This window comes from Variovorax paradoxus EPS (assembly GCF_000184745.1).
Lineage (GTDB): Bacteria > Pseudomonadota > Gammaproteobacteria > Burkholderiales > Burkholderiaceae_C > Variovorax > Variovorax paradoxus_C.
The window spans coordinates 4,989,776-5,011,818 of record NC_014931.1; the positions used below are offsets into that span (position 1 = coordinate 4,989,776).

At 64.4% G+C, this 22,043-nt stretch carries 23 protein-coding genes; 10 read left to right on the forward strand and 13 right to left on the reverse strand.

Annotated elements, in window-relative coordinates:
- Positions 1-30 precede the first annotated feature (30 nt).
- A complete protein-coding gene (locus tag VARPA_RS22850; RefSeq protein ID WP_080559453.1) occupies positions 31-1,275 on the forward strand; it encodes an IS3 family transposase in 1,245 nt (414 codons plus the stop codon).
- 27 nt (positions 1,276-1,302) lie between these two features.
- On the opposite strand, the gene VARPA_RS22855 is transcribed toward VARPA_RS22850, so the two are convergent.
- The 5 genes from VARPA_RS22855 to VARPA_RS22875 all read right to left on the reverse strand — a co-directional run bounded on the left by VARPA_RS22855 (position 1,303) and on the right by VARPA_RS22875 (position 7,461).
- The gene (locus tag VARPA_RS22855; RefSeq protein WP_013542953.1) at positions 1,303-3,132 is read right to left on the reverse strand and encodes a hypothetical protein; all 1,830 of its coding nucleotides are present in this window, start codon (positions 3,130-3,132) and stop codon (positions 1,303-1,305) included.
- Entirely contained in the window at positions 3,129-3,776 is a 648-nt protein-coding gene (locus tag VARPA_RS22860) for a hypothetical protein (protein WP_013542954.1), read from the reverse strand. Before VARPA_RS22860 ends, VARPA_RS22855 begins: the two co-directional genes overlap by 4 nt.
- Before the next feature lie 156 nt (positions 3,777-3,932).
- Positions 3,933-4,277, reverse strand: a complete 345-nt coding sequence (locus VARPA_RS22865) for a hypothetical protein (RefSeq protein ID WP_041943011.1) — start codon at positions 4,275-4,277, stop codon at positions 3,933-3,935.
- 1 nt (position 4,278) lies between these two features.
- Entirely contained in the window at positions 4,279-4,728 is a 450-nt protein-coding gene (locus VARPA_RS22870; protein ID WP_041943012.1) for a hypothetical protein, read from the reverse strand.
- A gap of 45 nt (positions 4,729-4,773) precedes the next feature.
- Entirely contained in the window at positions 4,774-7,461 is a 2,688-nt protein-coding gene (locus VARPA_RS22875; protein WP_013542956.1) for a type VI secretion system Vgr family protein, read from the reverse strand.
- A 271-nt stretch (positions 7,462-7,732) separates the two neighbouring features.
- On the opposite strand from VARPA_RS22875, the gene VARPA_RS22880 reads away from it, so the two are divergent.
- The 4 genes from VARPA_RS22880 to VARPA_RS22895 are packed head-to-tail and all read left to right on the forward strand — an operon-like array spanning position 7,733 to position 10,878.
- Positions 7,733-8,767 (forward strand): ABC transporter substrate-binding protein, encoded by a 1,035-nt coding sequence (locus VARPA_RS22880; RefSeq protein ID WP_013542957.1) that lies wholly within the window; start codon positions 7,733-7,735, stop codon positions 8,765-8,767.
- Positions 8,767-9,627 (forward strand): ABC transporter ATP-binding protein, encoded by an 861-nt coding sequence (locus VARPA_RS22885; RefSeq protein ID WP_013542958.1) that lies wholly within the window; start codon positions 8,767-8,769, stop codon positions 9,625-9,627. Before VARPA_RS22880 ends, VARPA_RS22885 begins: the two co-directional genes overlap by 1 nt.
- Positions 9,624-10,394 carry an ABC transporter permease gene (locus tag VARPA_RS22890; RefSeq protein ID WP_013542959.1) on the forward strand — a complete coding sequence of 257 codons (771 nt, stop codon included), beginning with the start codon at positions 9,624-9,626 and terminating at the stop codon, positions 10,392-10,394. Before VARPA_RS22885 ends, VARPA_RS22890 begins: the two co-directional genes overlap by 4 nt.
- 7 nt (positions 10,395-10,401) lie before the next feature.
- Positions 10,402-10,878, forward strand: coding sequence for a nucleoside deaminase (locus tag VARPA_RS22895; protein ID WP_013542960.1), 477 nt, complete (start codon positions 10,402-10,404; stop codon positions 10,876-10,878).
- 11 nt (positions 10,879-10,889) lie between these two features.
- Here the strand turns inward: VARPA_RS22895 and VARPA_RS22900 are convergent, their stop codons facing one another.
- The 3 genes from VARPA_RS22900 to VARPA_RS22910 are packed head-to-tail and all read right to left on the reverse strand — an operon-like array spanning position 10,890 to position 13,154.
- Positions 10,890-11,111, reverse strand: coding sequence for an oxidoreductase-like domain-containing protein (locus VARPA_RS22900; protein ID WP_013542961.1), 222 nt, complete (start codon positions 11,109-11,111; stop codon positions 10,890-10,892).
- 13 nt (positions 11,112-11,124) lie between these two features.
- Complete coding sequence (locus tag VARPA_RS22905; protein WP_013542962.1) at positions 11,125-12,468, reverse strand: sensor histidine kinase; 1,344 nt, start codon at positions 12,466-12,468, stop codon at positions 11,125-11,127.
- Positions 12,469-12,473: 5 nt separating this feature from the next.
- Positions 12,474-13,154, reverse strand: a complete 681-nt coding sequence (locus tag VARPA_RS22910; protein WP_013542963.1) for a response regulator transcription factor — start codon at positions 13,152-13,154, stop codon at positions 12,474-12,476.
- Between the two features lie 147 nt (positions 13,155-13,301).
- On the opposite strand from VARPA_RS22910, the gene VARPA_RS22915 reads away from it, so the two are divergent.
- Positions 13,302-13,988: a phosphatase PAP2 family protein gene (locus VARPA_RS22915; protein ID WP_041943013.1), complete on the forward strand. Its 687-nt coding sequence runs from the start codon at positions 13,302-13,304 to the stop codon at positions 13,986-13,988.
- 117 nt (positions 13,989-14,105) lie between these two features.
- Here VARPA_RS22915 and lpxO read toward each other — a convergent pair whose 3' ends face one another.
- Positions 14,106-15,002 (reverse strand): lipid A hydroxylase LpxO, encoded by an 897-nt coding sequence (lpxO, locus tag VARPA_RS22920; RefSeq protein ID WP_013542965.1) that lies wholly within the window; start codon positions 15,000-15,002, stop codon positions 14,106-14,108.
- A gap of 223 nt (positions 15,003-15,225) precedes the next feature.
- Positions 15,226-16,095 (reverse strand): NAD(P)-dependent oxidoreductase, encoded by an 870-nt coding sequence (locus tag VARPA_RS22925; protein WP_013542966.1) that lies wholly within the window; start codon positions 16,093-16,095, stop codon positions 15,226-15,228.
- 125 nt (positions 16,096-16,220) lie between these two features.
- Here VARPA_RS22925 and VARPA_RS22930 point away from each other — a divergent pair, with 125 nt between their 5' ends.
- Positions 16,221-16,568, forward strand: a complete 348-nt coding sequence (locus VARPA_RS22930; protein WP_013542967.1) for a winged helix-turn-helix transcriptional regulator — start codon at positions 16,221-16,223, stop codon at positions 16,566-16,568.
- On the opposite strand, the gene VARPA_RS22935 is transcribed toward VARPA_RS22930, so the two are convergent.
- Positions 16,565-16,966 carry an OsmC family protein gene (locus VARPA_RS22935; protein ID WP_013542968.1) on the reverse strand — a complete coding sequence of 134 codons (402 nt, stop codon included), beginning with the start codon at positions 16,964-16,966 and terminating at the stop codon, positions 16,565-16,567. The two genes, VARPA_RS22930 and VARPA_RS22935, sit on opposite strands and share 4 nt — an antisense overlap.
- A 70-nt stretch (positions 16,967-17,036) precedes the next feature.
- A complete protein-coding gene (locus VARPA_RS22940; protein ID WP_013542969.1) occupies positions 17,037-17,504 on the reverse strand; it encodes a winged helix-turn-helix transcriptional regulator in 468 nt (155 codons plus the stop codon).
- Positions 17,505-17,632: 128 nt separating this feature from the next.
- Here VARPA_RS22940 and VARPA_RS22945 point away from each other — a divergent pair, with 128 nt between their 5' ends.
- Entirely contained in the window at positions 17,633-18,934 is a 1,302-nt protein-coding gene (locus tag VARPA_RS22945) for a D-amino acid dehydrogenase (protein WP_013542970.1), read from the forward strand.
- 23 nt (positions 18,935-18,957) lie between these two features.
- On the opposite strand, the gene VARPA_RS22950 is transcribed toward VARPA_RS22945, so the two are convergent.
- A complete protein-coding gene (locus VARPA_RS22950; RefSeq protein WP_013542971.1) occupies positions 18,958-20,085 on the reverse strand; it encodes an aromatic ring-hydroxylating oxygenase subunit alpha in 1,128 nt (375 codons plus the stop codon).
- Positions 20,086-20,438: 353 nt separating this feature from the next.
- Between VARPA_RS22950 and VARPA_RS22955 the strand changes: the two genes are divergently transcribed.
- Both VARPA_RS22955 and VARPA_RS22960 read left to right on the forward strand, forming a co-directional pair.
- Positions 20,439-21,479: an ABC transporter substrate-binding protein gene (locus VARPA_RS22955; protein ID WP_013542972.1), complete on the forward strand. Its 1,041-nt coding sequence runs from the start codon at positions 20,439-20,441 to the stop codon at positions 21,477-21,479.
- On the forward strand, positions 21,476-22,006 hold the full coding sequence (locus tag VARPA_RS22960) for a nucleoside deaminase (protein WP_013542973.1): 531 nt from the start codon (positions 21,476-21,478) through the stop codon (positions 22,004-22,006). The genes VARPA_RS22955 and VARPA_RS22960 overlap by 4 nt, the downstream gene beginning before the upstream one ends.
- Positions 22,007-22,043 lie beyond the last annotated feature (37 nt).

Here is a 22,043-nt window from a genome sequence, read left to right on the forward strand (position 1 = left end):
ACTAGGAATACGGATACCGTCGAAGTGATCATGAGGGACCAGCGCCGCAGGCGCTGGTCCCTTGCAGAGAAGGCCGCACTGGTTCGTCGAAGCTACGAACCTGGCATGAGCGTGTCGCTCGTCGCACGTCAGGAAGGCGTTGCCGCCAGCCTGCTGTTCCAGTGGCGCAAGCTGGAGCGGCAAGGGGCGCTGACGGCTGTATCGGCGGGCGAGGCTGTGGTGCCGGCTTCGGAACTGGCAGCCGCTCGTGCCGAGATCGCCAAGCTACAGCGCGTGCTTGGCAAGAAGACGCTGGAGAACGAGATCCTCAAGGAAGCTGTGGAGTACGCCGCGGAAAAAAAAATGGATTGCGCGCTCGCCCTTGCTGGACGGGGACGGCCAGTGAAGGCCGTCTGCCAGGCCCTTGGGTTGGCGCGCTCGAACATTCATCGCTTGCAAGCTCGCTCCGAGTCCTGGATCGACGCCCGGACACGACGCACGGCGCCTGCAAGCGACGTGGCCTTGCTCGACGAGATCAAGGCCCAGATCACCGAGTTGCCGACCTATGGCTACCGGCGTGCCTGCGCGTTGGTGAACCGGCATCGAGCCACCACCGGTGCGACGCGAGTGAACGCCAAGCGCATCTACCGCGTGATGGCGGCTCATGCATTGCTGCTACCGAAGGCGCCGAGACGGCGCCAGTCCAGCCGGCCCCATGAGGGCAAGGTGGCCGTCGCGCACAGCGACATGCGCTGGTGCTCGGACGGCTTCGAGATCAAGTGTGATTCGGGGCAGACCGTGACCGCGACCTTCACCAAGGACTGCTGCGACCGTGAGATCCTGGCCTATCGGGCATGGGAGGGCAAAGGGCTGCCGGGCGAGCCGGTGCGCGAAATGCTCATCGAGGCCGTGGAGAAGCGCTTCGGCGGCGTCGAGGGTGTTCCCAGTACCCACGTCTTGGAGTTCCTCTCGGACAACGGGGGCGCCTACATCGCTGCCGAGACCCGGCAGATCGCTCGACAACTGGGCCTGAGCCCAGTCAACACGCCCGTGTGCAGCCCCCAGAGCAACGGCATCGCCGAGAGCTTTGTGAACACGTTCAAGCGCGACTACGTCAGCCGCATGGACCTTGCCGATGCGAGAACGGTGATGGCGCAGATGGCCGCAGCCTTCGAGCACTTCAATGAGGTGCATCCGCACTCGGCATTGAAGATGAAATCACCCAGGGAGTTCAGGCAGCATCGCGCTGCCAACCAGGGTCTTGCTCAGATCGAGCAGACGCTACATTGCGAATAGCCCGTGTCCTGAAATACGGGGGCAAGATCAGGTGGGTGACACCGGTGTCTTGCCGACCTCGTTCCTGCGTCGCTCTTCGACTTCTCTCCAGCTCTCGTAGGTCACATGCGTCGGCAGTCCCTTTTCGTCGCGCCGCATGATGGTCTGCCGCTCCTGGTACCTCACGTCGTCCTTGAAGTCTTCCTGTTGCTCGGTGTTTGCTTGCACCGGCGCGCCGCCCGGCGCCGTACCTTCCAGGCCGTCATACCTCACATAGCCGCCGTCGAAGTTTTGAGGCAGATTCAATGGTCGCGGCACCTCCGGTGCGTTGACGATCACGCTCTCCACCTCGTCGCGCTCATTCGACTGGAGGTCTCCCTGTACCGGCACGAGGCCCAGTATCTTTTCTGGCTCGATCTTCCACATGGCATTGGGCTTGCTGCCGTCCAGGTAGCGCGATTCCTCGCGCTTGTACGCAGGTTCGCCATTCGGGCCGGCCGCGACAGGCACGAGTTGTTTGTAGAAGTAGGGCAGCGCCTTGTCGCTGGGCTTCGCGCCGACCGGCGGGTTGTGCTCGCCGTTGGTGCCCCGCGCAAAAAGGCGCTGCTGCACGTTCTTTTCCTGGTTGACCTTCTCCATGTAGTTCGGCGGAATGCCGCGCCAACCCATGCCGGAGACGGCGGATACGCCGATCACGCGGTCGCCGGGGTTGAAGTTGACGAACAGCTTGCCGCGCGTGTCGTTGCGCTCGAACTTGGCATTGCTCCACCACGGCTTGCCTTCTTGCCCGCGAGGGCCTTCGGGGTCTTCAACCTTGCCGCCGATTTCGGCTTGCCACAGCGGGGCGTCCGCGGGCTTGTGGCAATACACGGCGTCGTCGTAGGCGTGTCGCGGCTTGTGTTCGACGGTGCATGCGAACTTCGGTTCCGGCGGCGCGGGGTAGCCTTTGATGGCCTCGGCCACGATCTTGACGGCGTTGACGAAGGTGTCGATGCGCGCCTGCTTTGGCTGCACGCTGCGCTTGCCGTCGGACGCGCTGATGACGTCGGTGATCGCCGTGTCGAAACGGTAGGGCGAGCTGTTGAGAATCACGGTGTCGGGTCCGCGCACCTTGTCCAGGAAGAACAGCGCGCACAGCGCGACGATGGTGCCCTGACTGTGCGAGACGATGTTGATCGGCTCGTTGGGCAGGTTCTTGCGAACGTCCTTGATCAGGTTCGCCAGGCGCCGTGCGGCGTGCGCGTAGTACAGGCGCGGCGGGCAGTCGCACAGCATGCGGCCGACCACGGGGTTGATGGTGTTGACGTCGATCGTGCCGAACAGGACGTCTTTGCGAAATCCCGTGGGCAGCCAGAACGAGGTGAGTGCGGCGCCGCCGTTCTGGAAAGGACCGCCGCCCCAGGCGCCGTCGGTGCGCAGGGGGTTGCCGTATAGGTCGGTCTTGGCGGGGGTCTCGCCGTGCTGGTCTGTGCCCTTGACTATCTTGCGTTCGGTGGGTTGGGTTTGGTAGCCCCACCAGAAGGGGATGACGGGGGATTTGATTCGGTTGCCGGATTCGTCGGTCTTGAGATAACGGTTGGCAGTGACTTTGTCCTTGTTGCCAACTTCGTCTTTGATCAGTCCTTCCAAATCTTCCCGGCCGAGCCTCTGGTTCAATCCTTTTGCGAACTGCCCTGAAGCATCGAAATACCACTCGCCGTCGGAATTGACCCCGTGTACGAAGATGATGGTGCCGGGCATCAGATCTGGCACTCCGACTGTGTGCGTGCGATCTTTCTGATTGTCGTCAATGCCGGTGGACTTGCCCTTGACCCATTGGTACTTGCCGGGGTCGGGTACTACGGGGGTCAGCGAACTCAGGTCTTTGTTTTGGCTCATTTGCTGTTCCCGCTGTCTTGGGCTTTGCACTGCACCTTGATGTCCACCGGGGCGATGTGGGGCTTGAAGACGAAATGCTGGTCATTCAGAACTTTCCAGTCATTACCTTCAGGCTTGGATATGGTGAGTTCCAGTGTGGTCGTGCGCGTGATGCCATACGCGGGGCGGTAGTGGGACTGATACGCCGTTGATCCGCCAACCATCAAGTCGTAGGTGGTCCCAGGCGACCACGCCAGCTTCCAGCTTCGTCCCCCATCTGTCGAATAGGGCATCTTGTCCCCGCATGCCCCTCCTCCCGACGAACAGTTGATACCCCCTCGCGTCACAGGCGCCACCAGATACTGATCGTTGGCGGCGTCGATGATGAGCTTGCCTTGCGTCATCACGTTGTCCCACTGCACCGCCTTTGAGCGAATGCCTTTGGCTGTATCTACGAAATACAACATCTTTTCTGCACATTCACCGTCTGGCCACGGCGTGATCTCGAAGTACCGATGATCGTCAATGCGGTAAGCCACTTGCGGGGGAATGTAGGTCTCAGGTGTGGGTGGTGGCGAAGCTCCACCGGATGCACACGCGCTCAACGCCAAGGCCAATGCTGCCAGCGTCAGTCGCCATGCCGGTTTGAAATCAAGATTGCTCATGAAAATGCTCTCCCTGTCTTTTGTGTGAAACGAGTCAAACAGGCCCGAACTGGCGGGTTGCCGTCGGTTGCGTTGATAAAGTCGGCGAAGGGTTGTGTCGAAGCAATAAGGGGTCGATGGAAATTTGCGCATCGAAAGTCACGCACCGCGCGCGGGTCAGAACGTGGGCGCTGAGCAGCCGGTCAACGACCGGCACACCAGAATTTGTAGCTTGCTGGGGTCAAAAAAATCGCCATCGGGCAGACGAATCAATCCCTGGTCGTCGCTTATGAAATGTGCGATCTTCCCGTCGCTCGTTCTAACGGCGACCTCCCTATTGGGATAGGGAATGCGGAGATTGTTTTGGCCACCCTTGGCTGACTCAATGCCTAATGCTCGCGATGACTCGACGCTTTTTTCTGGCGCAGACTCTGGCGTTTCCTTCGACTTGGGCGCCAGCGAAGAACACCCCAAGAGAAATGACACGAACAAGGTAGCGCCGACACGTGGAATGAGCTTCATGTCATTTCCTGCGCCTGCAGGGCTCCAGCATCTGGAGGCCGGCCATGAGGACAGGCGCAAACCGCTCGTCGTTCAGATTGAAGCTGGTGTTTGGCAACTGTGTGGCCAGTTCGCGGCATTGGCTTTTCGTCGGGGCGCCTTCGTTGCTCATGCATTGACCAACAGCGCCAATGATTCTGGAAGCCTCCGCTTCCTCAAGCCCTGCTGTCGCCAAGGATTGCATGGCTTTGATGACGTCAGTGCGCGTATCCGGATGGGTGTTGGCGCAGGCACCCAAGACCCCCACCAAGAGCTTGGCCACTTGTTCTGCACTGTTTTCGGCCATGGCTTGCGCCTGAGCTCCAGTGATGTCCGCTTTCGGGGCGCCGCAAAGCAATGTGAGGGCCGATATCGCCGCGAGTTGGAGAACCCAACCCTTGCTGAGGAAAGAACCTGGTTTCTTCATCTTCATATTTCCTTGTGCTGTACTTTGACTTTTTCGCGTGCCGGGTGTGATTCAAGTGACATCAAACGGCTTGTCCTTCTCAAGCCTGGAAATCGCATCCCCGCCGGATTGCGCGTTGCTTGCGCCACCACTTGCCTTGACGATGCTGAAGTCCCGGCTCGACAAGCCGTCGCCTTTGTCTCCCATGCGGTGCAGCTTGAGTTGCTGTGCCTGGTCTGTACGCATGAAGCTGGGAAAGTCCACGCCGATGGTGCTGGGGCCATTGATGCGGTAGTTGGCGGTCTGCACGAGGTACTCGCCCGTCATGCCCCATACCACCTTGCCGCCGCCCATGCGCAGGTAGGTGCCGTCGTCCAGGGCCAAGGTGATGCTCTTCTTCGCCTTGATGGTGATGCCGTCCTCCGTGGACTGGAGAGTGACGGCCTTCTCGCCCGTGATCTCCACGCTGTTGTGCTGGGCCTGATGGATGAGCTTTCCCTCGTTGGCGATGACGCGGATGTCTCCGGTGCGCGCGAACTGTTCGATGTCCTTGCCTGCGGTATGCAGGATCGATTGGTCGGCGTAGTGCTGCTGGTTGTGGCCTGCGACGGTGTCGATGTTCAGGCCCGCGTACTGGATGTGATCCTTGGGCGTGACGCTGGCGATGCCGGCTGCGCCACTGAGGGCGAGCACGGGTTGGCCGCCCTGTGCATTGCCACGGGTATTGGCTTCGTTGCTGGCGCCGTGGCCGAGGGCTTGGGCGGCTTCGCTCAAGGCCTGCTGGGGCGCGGTTTCGCGCGCGCCGGCTTCGCATTTCGTGGCCGACCTGGTGAGGTCTTTGGCGATGGCCAATGCCTGCTCCAGGCAGCTGACAAGTTCGTCGCGACTCAAGATGCCGCCTATGGCTTGCGAGCGTCCGTCGGTAGACAGCAGCAGGCCCTTTTCTGCTCGCACCGCACCCCAACCATCGGAACGAAGCTCGAATCCTTCGCCGCGCGCGTCCTTGCGTCCTGCGTTGTCCTCGATGCGCGTGATGTGCCCCAGGCTGAGCTGACTGTGCTGGTGATCGCTCTTGATCTGGACCTGGATCTTGCCCTTCGTGTCGTCCATTGCGATGTGGTTGCTGCGCCCCGCCGAGCTGTTGCCCCCGTCGTCGGTCAGCTCCCGGCTCCTGTAGCCCGACAACGCCTGCTGGTCCGGCAAATTCCATGACGGCTTGTTCGCCTGGTTGTAGGCCTGTCCGATGCAGATGGGCTGGTCGGGATCGCTCCCGATGAAGCCGATGGTCACCTCCTGCCCGATGCGCGGGACATGGATGGTGCCCTGCTGGTTGCCCGCCCCGGGCAAAGTCACGCGTATCCAGCAGGAGCTGTGCTGGTCCTTCTTGCCGAGGCGGTCCCAGGGGAACTGCACCTTGATGCGGGCGTATTCGTCGGTCCAGATGTTCTGGCCCGGGGGGCCGACCACCAGCGCGGTATGCAGGCCATGCGTAAGGGGCCTGGCCTGTGTCGGCGCGGGGCGCAGCGGCTCGACCATCGGGTGCGCGGTGAAGTCGACTTCCACCCTCCATTGCTGCCTGCGACTCGGAGACGCGTCGCCGATCTGGCTGTCCTGCGCGACGTCTTCGATCAGGAAGTGGGTGTCCAGGATCAGGTACTCGGCGTTGGCTTTCCGGCGTGGGTGCTTGGTCAATTCAAAGGAGCAGCCGGGCACCATGCCGCGCAGGTTGCCGCGTGCCCGAGCCCTGGCGCCGTGTGTACGCAGGGCCTCCATGCGAACCAGGGCGATCTGCCGACCTTCGCCATGAGGATCGTTGGCCTCGCCGGAGCCGGCGCGAGGCTGCGCATAGTGGCTGCCGGCCGCGCTGCCTTCGTGCCATTGGTACACCTCGCCATCTGTCTGGCTGCTGTCGCGTGGGTCGCTGCGGCCGACGCTCAGGTCGGCCCGGGGGCGGGTGTAGTCGTAGTCGCGCGTGGCGTACCTGCCGCTCGTCAGTTGGTAGTGCGAAACGAAGCTGCTGATGTATTCCGCGTCCACCTTCCAGCCGGGGGCGTGGTACTCGACCTCTTGATACGCCGCGCTGTCGTTCTTCTTGTATGCGCCCATGTTGTCGATGAGCACAAGGCGGTGCTTGCCATCGCCGTGCTCGAAGAAGTAGCTGATCCCCCATTTCTGGCACAGGCGACTGAAGAACGCGAAGTCGCTCTCATTGAACTGGACCTGATAGTCGCGCGGCGGATAGCTTTCGATGAGGCGCTTGTCGACGGGAAAGTTGTAGTCGGCCAGCAACTCGTCAAGGATCTGGACGACTGTCCTGTTCTGAAAGATCTTGCAGTCGGTGGCGAGGGTGGCGTGGTGCAGCCAGGGACGCAGCGTGAGCTTGTATTGCACGTGGCGGCCTTCTTCGCCCACCACCTCGACGTCGGTGATCTGGGCGTTGATCTGGCGCGCGCCTGCGCCGATGCCATCGACCGATACGCCAGCCGCACCGGGCAAGAACCGGCCTGCGCCATCGAGCTGGATGCTGCAGGAGATGTCGCAACGAATGAACTTCTCGACGTCGAAGTCCATCGCCCCGCTGGCCCCGAGATTCAGGGCATCGGGGGTCTTGAGCAGAAGCTCGTACTCAAAAAGTGAATTCAGGCCTTCATGGCCTGACAAGCGAACCGGCTCCAACGCTGGGCGGCCCAGAATCAGCGGAATCGCGCTGCTGCTGATTTCAAGCGTGCGCGCCTGCGCATTGCTACTGAGTGCGGACATGTGTTCCCCCTGAACCTGCTCCTGTACATCAGGAGTCGTGGGGCGGGATTATGGGAAACACACAGCGGCCATATCCGCAGGAAAAGATGTGGCAATCATCCCGGTGAAAGCAGCGTGACGAACTGCACGTTGCTGATGGCTTCGCTCCCTGCAATTCACCCTGTGAACACCCACGCAGACGAGGGGATTTCGACCCCGGGGTTCGCACCAATCGCGTGCGGGCACCGTTTTTGCTTGAATGCCGAAGCATTCACCTTCACGGATTCCCCGCATGAACAAGCGCCTACTGCTCCAGTCCTTCCTCGCCGCTTCGGCCCTCAGCTTCGGCCTTACCCCAGCCTTTGCCCAAGCCCCGACGCCGATCAAGTTCCAGCTCGACTGGCGCTTCGAAGGGCCGGCGGCGCTGTTCCTGCATCCGGCCGCCAAGGGCTACTTCAAGGCGGCTGGCCTCGACGTGACCATCGACGCGGGCAACGGCTCGGGCGGCACGGTCACGCGCGTGGCCTCGGGCGCCTACGAGATGGGCTTCGCCGACCTCGCGGCATTGATGGAATTCCACGCCAACAACCCCGACAGCCCGAACAAGCCGGTCGCGGTGATGATGGTCTACAACAACACGCCGGCCTCGGTCATGGCGCTCAAGAAGAGCGGCATCACCAAGCCCGCCGACCTCGCCGGCAAGAAGCTAGGCGCCCCGGTGTTCGATGCGGGCCGCCGCGCCTTCCCGATCTTCGCCAAGGCCAACAACATCGGCGCGGTCAACTGGACCGCCATGGACCCGACGCTGCGCGAGACCATGCTGATCCGCGGCGACATCGATGCCATCACCGGCTTCACCTTCACGTCGCTCCTGAACCTGGAGGCGCGCGGCGCCAAGGCGGCCGACGTGGTGATCCTTCCCTACCCCGACTACGGCGTGAAGCTCTACGGCAACGTGATCATCGCGTCGCCCAAGCTCATCAAGGAGAACCCCGAAGCGGTGAAGAAATTCCTCTCGGCCTTCGCCAAGGGCGCCAAGGAAGTCATCGCCAACCCGGCCGTGGCCATCGAGTCGGTGAAGGCGCGCGACGGCATCATCGACAGCAAGCTGGAAACCCGCCGCCTGCAACTGGCCATCGACACGGTGATCAACAGCGCCGATGCGCGCACCGAAGGCTTCGGCGCCGTCAACGCTGGCCGCATGTCGCTGATGGCCTCGCAGGTGTCCGACGCCTTCAACACCAAGACCCGCGTGAGCCCCGATGCCGTGTGGACGGCCGCCCTGATGCCGCCGGCGGCCGAACTCAGCGGAATCCTGCGCAAGTGATGGCAGGCGCACCCAGCGACACCGCCTCCCCCTTCGTCGACTTCCAGGACGTCTGGCTCGCCTACAACGAGGAGCTGCTGCGCGAGAACCACTTCGCCGTCGAGGCGATCGACCTGAAGGTCAAGCGCGGGGAATTCATCGCGATCGTCGGGCCTTCGGGCTGCGGCAAGTCGACCTTCATGAAGCTCACCACGGGGCTGAAGATGCCGTCGATGGGCAAGATCCGCATCGACGGCGCGCCCGTGACCGGGCCGCTCAAGATCTCGGGCATGGCCTTCCAGGCACCCTCGCTGCTGCCATGGCGCACCACGGTCGACAACGTGTTGCTGCCGCTGGAAATCGTCGAGCCCTATCGCTCGAACTTCAAGGCCAAGCGCAAGGAATACGTCGAGCGCGCCCGCAAGCTGCTGCAGAAGGTCGGCCTTGCGGGCTACGAAGACAAGTTCCCGTGGCAGCTCTCGGGCGGCATGCAGCAGCGCGCGAGCATCTGCCGCGCGCTCATCCATGAGCCCAAGATGCTGCTGCTCGACGAGCCCTTCGGCGCGCTCGACGCGTTCACGCGCGAAGAACTCTGGTGCATCCTGCGCGACCTCTGGACCGAGCAGCAGTTCAACGTGATTTTGGTGACGCACGACCTGCGCGAATCGGTGTTCCTGGCCGACACGGTGTATGTGATGAGCAAGAGCCCGGGCCGCTTCGTGGTCAAGCGCGAGATCGAGCTGCCGCGTCCGCGCGAACTCGAACTCACCTACACGAAGGAGTTCACCGACATCGTGCTGGAGCTGCGCGGGCACATCGGCGCCATCCGCAACACGGGCATCAGCGCTGCACAGACCGCCGCCGCAGGAGCCGCCGCATGAAGAACACCAAGCAGATCGAACGCTGGTCGCCCTGGCTGCTGCTGGTCGCCGTCATCCTGCTGTGGCAGATCATCTGCGCGGGCTTCGAAGTCTCGGACTTCATCTTCCCGAGCCCCTGGCGCATCTGGACGCAGTTCTGGGAATTCAAGGAAATCATCGCGGGCCATGCGTGGCGCACCTTCTGGGTCACGATGGCGGGCTTCGGCCTTGCGATCGTGGTGGGCGTGCTGATGGGCTTCGTCATCGGCAGTTCGCGCATCGCGTATGCGGCGATCTATCCGCTGATGACGGCCTTCAACGCGCTGCCCAAGGCGGCCTTCGTGCCGATTCTCGTGGTGTGGTTCGGCATCGGCGCGGGGCCGGCGATTCTCACGGCCTTCCTGATCAGCTTCTTTCCGATCATGGTCAACATCGCGACCGGCCTTGCCACGCTCGAGCCCGAGCTCGAAGACGTGCTGCGCGTGCTCGGCGCCAAGCGCTGGGACGTGCTCATGAAGATCGGCCTGCCGCGCTCCATGCCCTACTTCTTCGGCTCGCTGAAGGTGGCGATCACGCTGGCCTTCGTCGGCACCACGGTGAGCGAGATGACTGCCGCCAACGAAGGCATCGGTTACCTGCTGATCTCCGCGGGCTCGGCCATGCAGATGGGCCTGGCCTTCGCGGGCCTGATGGTGGTGGGTGCGATGGCGATGCTGATGTACGAGCTCTTCAGCGTGATCGAGAAGCACACCACGGGCTGGGCGCACCGCGGTTCGCAAAACCAATAATGCGCACATGAACCAGGATCAGATCATTCGCGCACTGCGGCGTGCCGACGAAGTGGCCCGCCGCGCGATGGCGATGGGCCGCCACCCCTTCGGCGCGGTGCTCGTCGCGCCCGATGGCGAGACTATCCTCGCCGAGCAGGGCAACATCGACACGGTGAATCACGCCGAGGCCACGCTCGCGCGCCACGCGGCGCAGAACTGGCCGGCCGAGTACCTGTGGCAATGCACGCTGGTCACCACCTTCGAGCCCTGCGCGATGTGCGCAGGCACGAGCTACTGGGCGAACATCGGGCGCGTCGTCTACGGCGCCGAGGAATCGGCGCTGCTCGCGCTCACCGGCGACCACCCCGAGAACCCGACGCTGAGCCTGCCCTGCCGCGAGGTGTTCGCGCGCGGACAGAAAAAGGTCGAAGTGATCGGACCGGTGCCTGAAGCGGCCGAGGAAATGATCGCCACGCACCGCGGGTTCTGGGAGACCCGCTAGGGCTTCGGGCGCTAGGCCAGCAGCAGCGAGGCCTCGTCGCGCCAGTAGTTCACCGCGGCGAGCCAGCCCTCCCACACACAGCCGTTGCAGCCGCGCCCGCAGCAGGTGGTGGGCTCGGGCGGCGGTGGGCGCATGGCGAGCCCCTGGGCATCGAGCACCGCCTGCACGCGCGCGATCAACGCCTGCGCGCTGGCGAGATTCGTGGGCTCGGGCAGCCGGTCGATGAGGTTCATGGCGACGAGATTCTCAGGCGCTGAGGTTCAGTTCCAACCGCATCTTCGCGCCGCCCGATTCGCTCGATCCGATGGTCAGTTGCCCGCGATGCAGGCGCGCAACTTCGGCCACGAGGTGAAGCCCCAGCCCCGCACCGCGCCCGCGCGGCACGAGCCGGTGAAACGGCGCCACCACGCGCTCGCGGTCCGCCTCGGGAATGCCGGGCCCTGAATCCAGCACCTCGATGCACGAAGGTTCGCACAGCCGCACCTCGATGTCGCAGCCCTGCCCGCCATGCTCGATGGCGTTCTGGATCAGGTTGCTGAGCGCGCGTTCGAGCGACGGCGCATCGCCGCGCACGGTCAGCGCCTGCGGTGCATCGACCGAGAGCGTGCAGCGGTTCTGGATCGCCAGCGGCGCGATGTCGGCCGCCACGCGCTCGCACAGCGCCTTCAGGTCCACCTGCTGCTCTTGGGGCACGAGGTGGTCGAGCCGTTGCAGGTCGAGCAACTGCTCGGCCAGCATGGCGAGCCGCGCAGAGGCCTGCATCAGCTTCACCTTGAGCGGATCGTTCGGAAGGCCCTCCAGATGGATCTGCAGCGTGGTGATCGGCGTGCGCAGTTCGTGCGCGGCATCGGCCAGAAAGCGCTCCTGCCGGTCGTAGCCTTCGTTGAGCCGGTCGAAGGCGCGGTTGACGGCATTGACCAGCGGTCGGATTTCGCTCGCCACATTGGCCAGCGGCAGGCGCGTGGTGCGCTCGTGCACGTCGATGCCCTCTGCATGCTCGGCGGTGGCAACCACGCCTTTCAGCCCACGCTTCACCACGAAGGGCGTGGCCAGGATCACGCCCAGGCTGGTGAGCAATGCCATCGGTGCCACCAGCCACAGGAACAAGAGGCCCGTGCCCTTGAGCGTGTTCTCCATCGTCAGCGGACCGCCGGTTTGCGCCATCACAGCGACCGGGCCCGCGCGCGTGTCGACGCGCTCGAAGCGGGCCTTGGGCCGGGTGTTGTCGTTTTCCGGATTGAGGGCCACGCGCTCCACGTCGCCGAACGCATTCATGAGCGCCGCATAGACGGACGGCACATCGCCGCTGCGCACCTCGGAGCCGCGCTCGTCGCGCGCGATGAACCAGAGCGGCGGATCGGCTTGCTGCAGCCTGCGCAACTCCCGTGTCGGCTCGATGGCCAGCCGGCCATCGGCACCGCGCACCATCGCACGCCCGATTACCGCGACCGTTTCCTGGCCGTTTTCGTCGACCACGCGCCCCAGCATCCAGGCCAATCCGAGGAAGCCGCCCAGCACCAGAGAGCCGACCACCACCTGCAGCAGGATCAGGCTCCAGATCAGGCGCCAGCGCAGGGAGAACAGGCTCATGCCGCTCACAGCGCCGATGCCGCGCAGATGAGATACCCCACGCCGCGAATCGCATGGATCTCGACCTGCGCACCGGCCTTGTCGAGCTTGGAACGCAGGCGCGAGACGTGCGTGTCGAGCGCATTGGACTGGATGTCGTCCTTGTGGCCGTACACGCGGTCTTGCAGTGCTTCGCGCTGAACCGTGCGGCCGCGGTGCTCGAGCAGGGCTTCGAGCACCAGCAGCTCGCGCCGCGGGAGGGTGAGGCCAACCTCGCCCACATGGACCTGCCGCGTGTGATGCTCGAAGCGCAATTGCCCGAGCGTCATGACGAGGCTGGCGCGCACCGCGGGGCGGCGCGCGAGTGCGCGCACGCGCGCCATGAGCTCGTCCATCGAGAAGGGCTTGGCGAGGTAGTCGTCGGCGCCGCCATCGAGGCTCAGCACGCGCTCGGCCACATCGGACATCGCGGTGAGCACCAGCACCGCGGCGGCAATGTCGTTCTGGCGCAGGAACGCCACGAGCGAGAGGCCGTCGCCGTCGGGGAGGCCGCGGTCGAGCACGATCACGTCGTGCTGCGCACCGAGCGCGGCCTCTTCGGCTTCACGCAGGGAGCTCGCCACATCGACCACCGCCTGGTTCTGACGCAGGGCCGACGCGAGTGCCTGCGCCAGATCGGTTTCGTCTTCGACGAGCAGGATTCTCATGAGAGGTGGGCGGTGCGAACGGATGGGCGGGACATTCTAGGAGAGGCCCCCTGCCGCCCCCTGCCGCCCCGTGTCGGGCTGCGCAATGTTCACGCAATGCGGTTGCATAAGCTGTGGCGCTCCCCCTCCCCGAAAGCCGCATCGGTGATGACATCCCGCTCAAGCCCCGCAGCCCTTCCTTCCGTACCGTGGTACCTGGCACTGGGACAGCGGTTCGCGACGTTCTGGATCGTGAAGATGATCGGCACCACGCTCGGCATCTCGGGCTTCTTCTTCCTGTACTTCTGGGTGATGCACAACCCGCCGTCGACGCCGACGGTGATGCCGCTCACGCCACTCGATCACTGGGTGGACGTGAGCGACGACGCGATGCTGCTCTACGGCTCGCTGTGGTTCTACATCTCGCTCGCCCCCGCCTTCGCGAAAGACAAGGCCGAGCTGTGGGCCTGCGCGCGGGGCGCCGCAACCATGGCGGCCGTCGGCCTCGCGGTGTTCTGGTTCTTTCCGACCACGGTGCCGGTGTTCGCGGTCGATTGGTCGCAGTACCCGGCGCTGCAGTTCCTCAAGGCCACGGACGTCGGCGGCAATGCCTTCCCATCGCTGCACGTGGCCTTCGCGGTGTTCACGGCCATGCTGATGGGCCGCCAATTGCGCAGCGTGGATGCGCCCGCGTGGACGCAATGGGTGAACCTGCTGTGGGCCTTCGGCATCGTCTACTCGACGCTGGCGACGCGGCAGCACGTGCTGCTCGACGTGGTCGGCGGCACGCTGCTGGCCGTGCTCGTCGGCTGGGCACGCACGAAGCGCAAGCGGCTGGTGCTGGCCGAGGCCTGATCCTTCGGGATTACCGAGGAACCGGCCTTGCCGGCTCTCGGGTGTTGCCCCCCAGCAGCGGCAAGGCGAAGCGACACGAAGTGCGCGAAGACTAGGGGTGGTGAGCCCCGTTCACCATTACCAGAAGATCCAGAGCGCCAGACCGCCGAAGATGGACCACTTCACGAGGTAGTACGCCCGCTTGTCCCAGGCCTTCAGGCGCTTGCCGATCACACGGATCTGGTAGATGTACTTGAACGCGCGGTTGATGCCACCGGTCTTGTCGCCCGCGTCGTTGGGCGAGCTCGCGGCGGCCAGCAGGTTCTTGGCGAACCAGCGGTTCACCGCGCTGGCCCAGCGGTACTTCAGCGGGCGCTCGATGTCGCAGAACAGGATCACGCGGTCGTGGTCGGTGGTGTTCTCGGCGTAGTGGATGAAGGTCTCGTCGAACACCACGGCCTCGCCGTCGCGCCAGTGGTAGCGCTGGCCGTCCACGTCGATGTAGCAGCCTTCGACACCCGGCGTCCACAAGCCCAGGTGGTAGCGCAGCGAACCGGCGAAGGGATCGCGGTGACGCACGAGACGGCTGCCAGGTGGCAGCTCGGCGAACATGGCGGCCTTGATGGTGCCGATGCCCTTGAGCAGCTCGGTGGTGCGCGGGCACAGGATGGCGGCCGAAGGATGCGCCTCGTCGTACCACTTGAGATAGAAGCGCTTCCAGCCGCTCTTGAAGAAGGAGTTGAAGCCCACGTCGTTGAACTGGCTCGAGGCCTTGATGCTGCCGCCGTTGCGCATGGCCAGCGCCTCTTCGCGGATCACTTCCCAGTTCTCTTCGAGCACACGCATCTCGGGGAACTGCGCGGGCGACAGGTACGGGGTACCGGGCACCTTCGAGAAAAGGTACATGAACACGTTCAGCGGCGCGAGGAAGGTCGAGTGATCAGAAAGCTGTCTGAAGAAACGATGCCGGACCTGCCCGCGGAAGTGAACGTAGAGCGCGCTGAGCGCGAAGATTGCAAGAATGACCCACTTCATTGGTGAAAGTGTCCTGTAGACGGCGCCGGGGGTAGCCGGGCATTGTAAATCTCCGCCCCAAAATGGACCTGACCAAGCCCTTTGGCCGTGCCCGGAGGGCGGTTTCAGAGGGAAAAGCATGGGCTGGGGCGCCTCGGCCGCCGCCAGCGGCACGCGCACCGTGGCCAGCAGGCCGCCGCCATCGGCCTGTTCGAGCACTACTTCGCTGCGGCGTGCCCACCGGTCAGCGCAGCAGCTTGATCAACGCCGCGATTTCCTCACCGCCGAGCCCCGCCGCATCCGCGCGCTTGAAGAGGCCCGCGGCAAACGCCGGGAACTCGGTGTTGATGCCCGCCTCCTGCGCCGTCTGCCATATGCGCTGCGTCGCCTCGACCGAGATGCGCATCGGGCTCTGCGAGATCTTGAAGTCGCCCGACTGGATCACGGCGCCTTCATGCTGAAGGAAGCCGGCGAAGGTCGGCATGATCCCCGCGACGATGCGGCCGTATTCGGCCACGTCGAACCTTTCGTGCTCGGCGATGCGCGCGCCATGCATGAAGCCGAGCAGCGTGCCGTAGATGGTGGAGAGCGTCGCGAGGTCCATCGCCGCGGCGGCGCTGGCGTTCTCGCCCAGGTACACGGTGCCGCCGCCCAGCACTTTCAGGAGCGGCTCCGCTTCGCGGAAAACAGCCTCCGCACCCGACATGAGGATCGGTGTGTCGGCTTGGCCCATCTGGTCCGGTGCGGCCTGGATGGCGCCTTCGAGGTAAGTGGCGCCGTGCCTGTGTGCCCACATCTCGGCATCGCGCGCATCGCTGGGGCTGCCGGTGGTGAGCTGAACCAGCAGGCGGCCGTCCATGGCGGCCGCAACGCCCTCCATCGCGAGGATGGCTTCAGCAGCGCGGTAGTCGTAGACGCACATCACCGCGACCTTGGCGGCGCGCACCGCCTCGGCCGCGCTGCGGGCGAGCACGGCGCCCTTCGCGATCAGCGCATCGGCCTTGTCAGCCGTGCGGTTCCACACCGTGACCTTGTAGCCCCGCGCGAGATAAAGCCGCGCGATGGTGACGCCCATCGAACCGAGGCCGAGAACCGAAACTTCCTTGTTGCTCATGGCGATTCCAATGCAGATATTGCAAGCTTGTGATGACGGGTGCATCGTAGGAATTCCACTTGCAAACGGTCAAGTACCTACCATAAAGTGTGGTACTTACCAAAACGTATGTATTGAATCGAGGCATGAAAGCAAAGAAGCCCTACAACTGCGGCATCGGGCCCGCATTCGAAGTCATCGGCGGCAAGTGGAAAGCCGTCATCCTGTGGGAGCTGCATGTGCAGCCGCGCCGCTTCGGGGAGCTGAAGCGATTGCTGCCCGACATCAGCGAGAAGATGCTGATCCAGCAGCTGCGCGAGCTGGAGACCGATGGTCTGGTCAACCGCGAGGCCTTTCATGAAGTGCCGCCGCGTGTCGAATACTCGGAAACGAAGCTGGGCGCCACGCTCAATGCGGCGCTCGGGCCGCTGGCCGATTGGGGGGATCGCTATGCGAAGCGCGTGGAGGCCGCGCGCAAAAAGGCCGAAGGCTAGTCGGCCCAGCCGGTCTCGATCTCGGTCTTCACTTCGGTCATGAGCTTGTGCACCGGGCACTTGCCCGCCACGCGCAGCAGCTCGTCGCGCTGCGCTTCGGTGAGATCGCCGGTCAAGCGCAGGCCCGACTTCAACCGGTAGATGCCCTTGCGCTCCTCGCTGTCGTCACGATCGACGACCACCTCGATGTCTTCCACCGGAATGCCCTTGCGGCGCGCGTAGATCAGCACCGTGAGCGCCTTGCAGGCCGCAAGCGAAGCGTCGTAGAGGTCGTGCGGCTCAGGGCCCGCATCGCTGCCGCCGCCGGCCGGCGAAGCATCGACCGGGATTTCGTGGTTGCGGATCTTGAGGATGTGGCGCGTGCCGGTGGTGCCGTCGCGGCGGATCGAAATGCTCATGCCGGTTTCCTTGGGGATGAAAAGAGATTCGTTGGCGCGACCGGATGGTAGTCGCGGCGATCCGTAGTCGTCAGCGGTCCACGGCAAGCACCAGCGTTTCCTTGATCTCCTCCATCACCACGTAGCTGTGCGATTCGGCCGCGACCGGCAGCTTCTTGAGGATGTCGCCCAAGAGGTGCCGGTATTCGCTCATGCCGCTCAGGCGCGCCTTCACGAGGTAGTCGAAGCTGCCCGACACCAGATGGCATTCGAGCACCTCGGGCATGTGCAGCAGTTCCTGCTTGACCTTGTCGAACACATCGCCCGACTTGGCCGAGAGCTTGATTTCGACGAACACCAGCAGCGTCTTGCCCAGCGCCTCGGGCGACACCCGCGCGTGATAGCCGGTGATGACGCCGTCGCGCTCCATGCGCTTGACGCGCTCGGCGCAAGGCGAGGCCGAGAGGCCGATGTGCTCGGCCAATTCAGTCATCGAAACACGGCCCTGGCGCTGCAGCAGGTCGAGGATCTTGCGGTCGATTCGGTCGAGTTCCGGCATTTCACTCCTCGGGCTGCGTTGGGGGATTTTCGACAGCGAATTTCACCGCGAAATCCTGAAAAACAATGGAATCCACTGCATTGTGCACTTTAGATTCCATGTATTCCATCTGAATCTGCGGATACACCATGAAAGTCATCGTTCTGGGCGGCGGCGTGATCGGCACCACCACGGCTTACTACCTCGCGCGCTCCGGCGCCGACGTGACCCTGCTCGACCGGCAGTCCGGCCCCGCGGAGGAAACCAGCTTCGGCAACGCCGGGCAGGTGTCGCCGGGCTACTCCACGCCGTGGGCCGCGCCGGGCATTCCGCTCAAGGCGATCAAGTGGATGTTCAAGAAGCACGCGCCGCTGTCGATCCGCCCCGACGGCACGCTGTTCCAATTGCGCTGGATGGCCGCGATGCTGCGCAACTGCTCGCCCGAGCGCTACGCGGTCAACAAGGAACGCATGATGCGCGTGGCCGAATACAGCCGCGGTTGCCTGCAACAGCTGCGCGCCGATACCGGCCTGCAATACGAGCACCGCACCGGCGGCACGCTGCAGCTGTTCCGCACACAAGCCCAGCTCGACGCGGTGCAGCGGGACATCGCGGTGCTCGAGGAATGCGGCGTGCCCTACGAACTGCTCGACCGCGACGCCCTCGCCGGCGTCGAGCCCGCGCTGGCCGGCGCGCGCGATCGCCTCACCGGCGGCCTGCGCCTGCCCAACGACGAGACCGGCGACTGCCACCTCTTCACCCGCGGCCTCGCCGACATCGCGCGCGGCCTGGGCGTGGACTTCCGTTTCGGTCAGGCTATCGATGGCCTCGAGACCGACGGCGCCCGCATCACCGGCGTTCGCACCACCACCGGCAAGATCTTGACAGCCGACCGCTACGTGATGGCCTTCGGCAGCTACTCGCGCGCCGCCATCGCCTCGCTGGGCCTCGACATTCCCGTGTACCCCGTCAAGGGCTACTCGCTCACCGTGCCGTTGCTCGACGAATCGCTCGCGCCGCAATCGACCGTGCTCGACGAGACCTACAAGGTCGCGGTCACGCGTTTCGACAACCGCATCCGCGTCGGCGGCATGGCCGAGCTCGGCGGCTTCGACCTGCGGCTGAACCCGGCCCGCCGCGCCACGCTCGAGAAAGTGGTGAGCGACCTGTTCCCCGGCGGCGACCTGCCGCGCGCCACCTTCTGGACGGGCCTGCGCCCGATGACGCCCGACAGCACGCCCATCGTCGGCGCCACGCGCTATGCGAACCTGTTCCTCAACACCGGCCACGGCACCCTGGGTTGGACCATGGCCTGCGGCTCGGGCAAGTTGATCTCGGACATGGTGATGGGCCAGCAGCCGGACATCCGCACCGATGGGCTCGGCATGGACCGCTACGAAGAGGCGCCCTCGCGTGGCGCGCGCCCGCAACCGGCTACAGCGCCGGCTTGAGCAGCGCCCTGCCCTCGAACCGTTCACGCTGAGCTTGTCGAAGCGCTGCGCGAGGCTTCGACAAGCTCAGCCCGAACGGTGGTGGTGATGACGGGGCCCGCAGAATTCCCGCGGTGCACTTCCGCCTCCCCATGCTTCGCCAGCAACTGCATCAGGTGCTTGCGGATCAGCATGCCGGGCCGGTCCGACTCCATCGAATACTCGACACCGCGCCGCCGCGTGTCGACCAGCGCATCGGGGTCGGTCGATTCGAGGATGTCCTTGTCCTCGCGCGTGATCTCCGCGTCGAAATCGATCAGCAGCTGCGCCGCGCAGTCGGCCTCGGTGTCGTTGCGGAACAGCCATTGGCACAGCTGCATGCGCCCGTCGTCGATGGGTGTGAAGCAATTGATGATGATGTGCCGCACGCCGCTCGGGTACTCGATGTCGAGGCGGCGCGAGAACGGCAGGAAATAGGCGTTGCGCATGTGGCGCGTGGTGATCGCATCGGTCACGCCGCTGATCGCATGGAACTTCACCGGATTGCTCGCCTCGATGACCGTCTCCGCGTAGAAGCCCGACTCGTTTTCCACCAGCTCGTACTTGCTCGGCTTCGGGCTCGCGGCCACGCCGAAGGTGGCGCGGTGCACGAAGCTGAAGTGCGAGTTGTCGAATGAATTTTCGAGCGCGCGCATCGGGCTCGTCTGCCACTCTTCGTGGAACTGGAAGATCGTGCGGTAGGCCGGGTCGGCGAACTCCGGGATCTCGGGGATGTCGGCAATGGGCTCTTCAAGTGCCACCCACGCGTAGCCGTAATGTGCGGTGCAGCGATAGGCCGTCGTGCGGTACTCGGGCGATATCTTGCGGTCGGCCTCGTACTGCGGAATGCGGATGACCTGGCCGCTGCGGTCGTAGGTCCAGCCGTGGTAGCCGCATTGGATGGCGCCTTGTCCGCAGGCCTTGCCCTGGCCATCGACGCACCAGCCCTTCGAGAGCTTCGCCGTGCGGTGGCAGCAGCGATCGCGCAGCGCGGCCGGCTCGCCGCTGGCGTCGATGAAGAGAACGATGTCTTCGCCCAGCAGCCTGAAAGGCTTGGGGCCATCGGCCAGTTCGGTGAGCGGCATGACGGCATGCCAGAACTTGCGGAAGACGGGTTGTCGGGTAACGAGCATGCGTGGACTCCTTCTGTTGTTGCGCGTGGGTACGAACGAACCTGAAAGAGCAATTTCCTGCCTGGATGCTGCGTGGAACATCGTGCGGCTGAACGCTTCTACTCTGCGCAACCTGCCTTGCAAATTGCGCGCCCGGATTGTGCGCGCGGCCCAGCCGATGCGCCAAGCCATCGTCACAAAGCCCGAGAAAAACCCCTTGGCATGCGTCGTGCATCAGCCATCGCAAGAGTAGAAGCGTTCAGCAGCGCACGCACCACGAACGTGCGCCCGCCCGGAAATTGCTCTTGAAGCGCCTTCTGCTTTGTTCTTGCAGCGGAAGGTTTTTTCAAGACCCGAAGATTCCGAGGCCCCACATGCAACGTCGATTCTTTCTAGCGGCCAGTGCCGCGACACTTGCCGCCCCTTCAGTCATGGCCCAAGGCACCGGCAAGCTCACCCCGATCAAGTTCACGCTCGACTTCCGCATCAACGGCCAGACCGCGCCCTTCTTCCTTGCGCACACCAAGGGCTACTACCGGGACGAAGGGCTCGACGTGAGCATCGACACCGGCGCCGGATCGGTCGCCTCGATCACGCGCATCGCGAGCGGCGTCTACCAGATGGGCTTGGGCGACATCAGCTCGCTGGTCGAGTTCAATGCGCAGAACCCCGGCACACCGATGGTGCAGGCCGTGTACCAGTACTACAACCGCGCACCGTTCGTGATCATCGGCCGCAAGGACCGCGGCGTGACCGGCGAGTTCAAGAGCCTGCAGGGCAAGAAGGTGGCGGCCGCCGCCGTCGAATCGACCCGCCGCGCATGGCCGATGGTCGCGCGCAAGCAGGGCATGCGCAGCGATGCCTTCCAGTGGCAGACCACCGACTTCAGCGCGCGCGACAACGTGATGGTGCGCGGCGACGTCGATGCCGCCACCTACTTCCACGACTCGGCGATCTCGCTCTTCGCGCGCATGAAGCCCGAGGAGCTCTCGGTGTTGAAGTACGCGGATGCGGGCGTCAACCTCTATGGCAACGCGATCCTTGCGAGCAGCAACCTTATCGCGCAGAACCCGAAGGTGGTCGCCGCTTTCCTGCGCGCGACCAACCGCGCGATCGTCAAGACCTTCGCCAACCCGGCGCCCAGCATCGCCGCCATGCGCCAGCGCGAGCCCATCCTCGACGAGAAGATCGAACTTGAACGCTGGGGCGTCACGGCGCAATATGTGGGCGCGGCGGACACGCGCGGCCACGGCCTCGGCGACATCCGAAAGCTCACGCTCGAGCAGCAGGTCGACGAGGTGTCCGACGTCTTCGGACTCAAGGTCAAGCCCGCGGCCGACGCCATCTTCAACACCTCGATGCTCCCATCGCATAACGAACGCATGATCGAACGCACGATTTCCACCAAGGCATGAACTTCAGCAACACAAACAACACGACCTCGCTCCCCGAAGAAACCACGCTCGACGAGCGCGACGGACGGTATCTGCGCAAGGCCATCGGCTGGTCGCACCTCGCGCGCCGCCAGGGCAACCGCCCCTTCGGGTCGGTCATCGTCTCCGCCGACGGCGAGGTGCTGGCCGAGGCCTACAACAACACGGGCGAGACGGGCGACTGCACCGGTCACGCCGAGACGAATGCGATCCGCGCGCTGGCCGGCCGCGGCATCTCGCGCGACACGCTCGCGGGCGCCACCCTCTATGCCTCGGGCGAGCCCTGCGTGATGTGCGCGGGCGCGATCTTCTGGTCGAACATCGGCCGCGTGGTGTTCGGCATCGACGCCGAACGCCTGCGCGTGTTCCGCGGTGAACGGCAGGACCAGCGCGATGCGGAGCTGTCGTGCCGGGACGTGTTCCGCGCCTCGCCGCACCCGATCGAATGCATCGGGCCGGCGTTGCTGGACGAATCCGCCGCGGCGCACGACGGGGCCTGGAAAGTCTGAGCGGCGAGAGCGGCGTCATGGCTCGATAGACTCGCCG

Coding starts and splice junctions, on each gene's coding strand:
- VARPA_RS22850 (WP_080559453.1), top strand. CDS start 31: ATGAGGGACCAGCGCCGCAGGCGCTGGTCCCTTGCAGAGAAGGCCGCA.
- VARPA_RS22855 (WP_013542953.1), bottom strand. CDS start 3,132: ATGAGCCAAAACAAAGACCTGAGTTCGCTGACCCCCGTAGTACCCGAC.
- VARPA_RS22860 (WP_013542954.1), bottom strand. CDS start 3,776: ATGAGCAATCTTGATTTCAAACCGGCATGGCGACTGACGCTGGCAGCA.
- VARPA_RS22865 (WP_041943011.1), bottom strand. CDS start 4,277: ATGAAGCTCATTCCACGTGTCGGCGCTACCTTGTTCGTGTCATTTCTC.
- VARPA_RS22870 (WP_041943012.1), bottom strand. CDS start 4,728: ATGAAGATGAAGAAACCAGGTTCTTTCCTCAGCAAGGGTTGGGTTCTC.
- VARPA_RS22875 (WP_013542956.1), bottom strand. CDS start 7,461: ATGTCCGCACTCAGTAGCAATGCGCAGGCGCGCACGCTTGAAATCAGC.
- VARPA_RS22880 (WP_013542957.1), top strand. CDS start 7,733: ATGAACAAGCGCCTACTGCTCCAGTCCTTCCTCGCCGCTTCGGCCCTC.
- VARPA_RS22885 (WP_013542958.1), top strand. CDS start 8,767: ATGGCAGGCGCACCCAGCGACACCGCCTCCCCCTTCGTCGACTTCCAG.
- VARPA_RS22890 (WP_013542959.1), top strand. CDS start 9,624: ATGAAGAACACCAAGCAGATCGAACGCTGGTCGCCCTGGCTGCTGCTG.
- VARPA_RS22895 (WP_013542960.1), top strand. CDS start 10,402: ATGAACCAGGATCAGATCATTCGCGCACTGCGGCGTGCCGACGAAGTG.
- VARPA_RS22900 (WP_013542961.1), bottom strand. CDS start 11,111: ATGAACCTCATCGACCGGCTGCCCGAGCCCACGAATCTCGCCAGCGCG.
- VARPA_RS22905 (WP_013542962.1), bottom strand. CDS start 12,468: ATGAGCCTGTTCTCCCTGCGCTGGCGCCTGATCTGGAGCCTGATCCTG.
- VARPA_RS22910 (WP_013542963.1), bottom strand. CDS start 13,154: ATGAGAATCCTGCTCGTCGAAGACGAAACCGATCTGGCGCAGGCACTC.
- VARPA_RS22915 (WP_041943013.1), top strand. CDS start 13,302: ATGACATCCCGCTCAAGCCCCGCAGCCCTTCCTTCCGTACCGTGGTAC.
- lpxO (WP_013542965.1), bottom strand. CDS start 15,002: ATGAAGTGGGTCATTCTTGCAATCTTCGCGCTCAGCGCGCTCTACGTT.
- VARPA_RS22925 (WP_013542966.1), bottom strand. CDS start 16,095: ATGAGCAACAAGGAAGTTTCGGTTCTCGGCCTCGGTTCGATGGGCGTC.
- VARPA_RS22930 (WP_013542967.1), top strand. CDS start 16,221: ATGAAAGCAAAGAAGCCCTACAACTGCGGCATCGGGCCCGCATTCGAA.
- VARPA_RS22935 (WP_013542968.1), bottom strand. CDS start 16,966: ATGAGCATTTCGATCCGCCGCGACGGCACCACCGGCACGCGCCACATC.
- VARPA_RS22940 (WP_013542969.1), bottom strand. CDS start 17,504: ATGCCGGAACTCGACCGAATCGACCGCAAGATCCTCGACCTGCTGCAG.
- VARPA_RS22945 (WP_013542970.1), top strand. CDS start 17,633: ATGAAAGTCATCGTTCTGGGCGGCGGCGTGATCGGCACCACCACGGCT.
- VARPA_RS22950 (WP_013542971.1), bottom strand. CDS start 20,085: ATGCTCGTTACCCGACAACCCGTCTTCCGCAAGTTCTGGCATGCCGTC.
- VARPA_RS22955 (WP_013542972.1), top strand. CDS start 20,439: ATGCAACGTCGATTCTTTCTAGCGGCCAGTGCCGCGACACTTGCCGCC.
- VARPA_RS22960 (WP_013542973.1), top strand. CDS start 21,476: ATGAACTTCAGCAACACAAACAACACGACCTCGCTCCCCGAAGAAACC.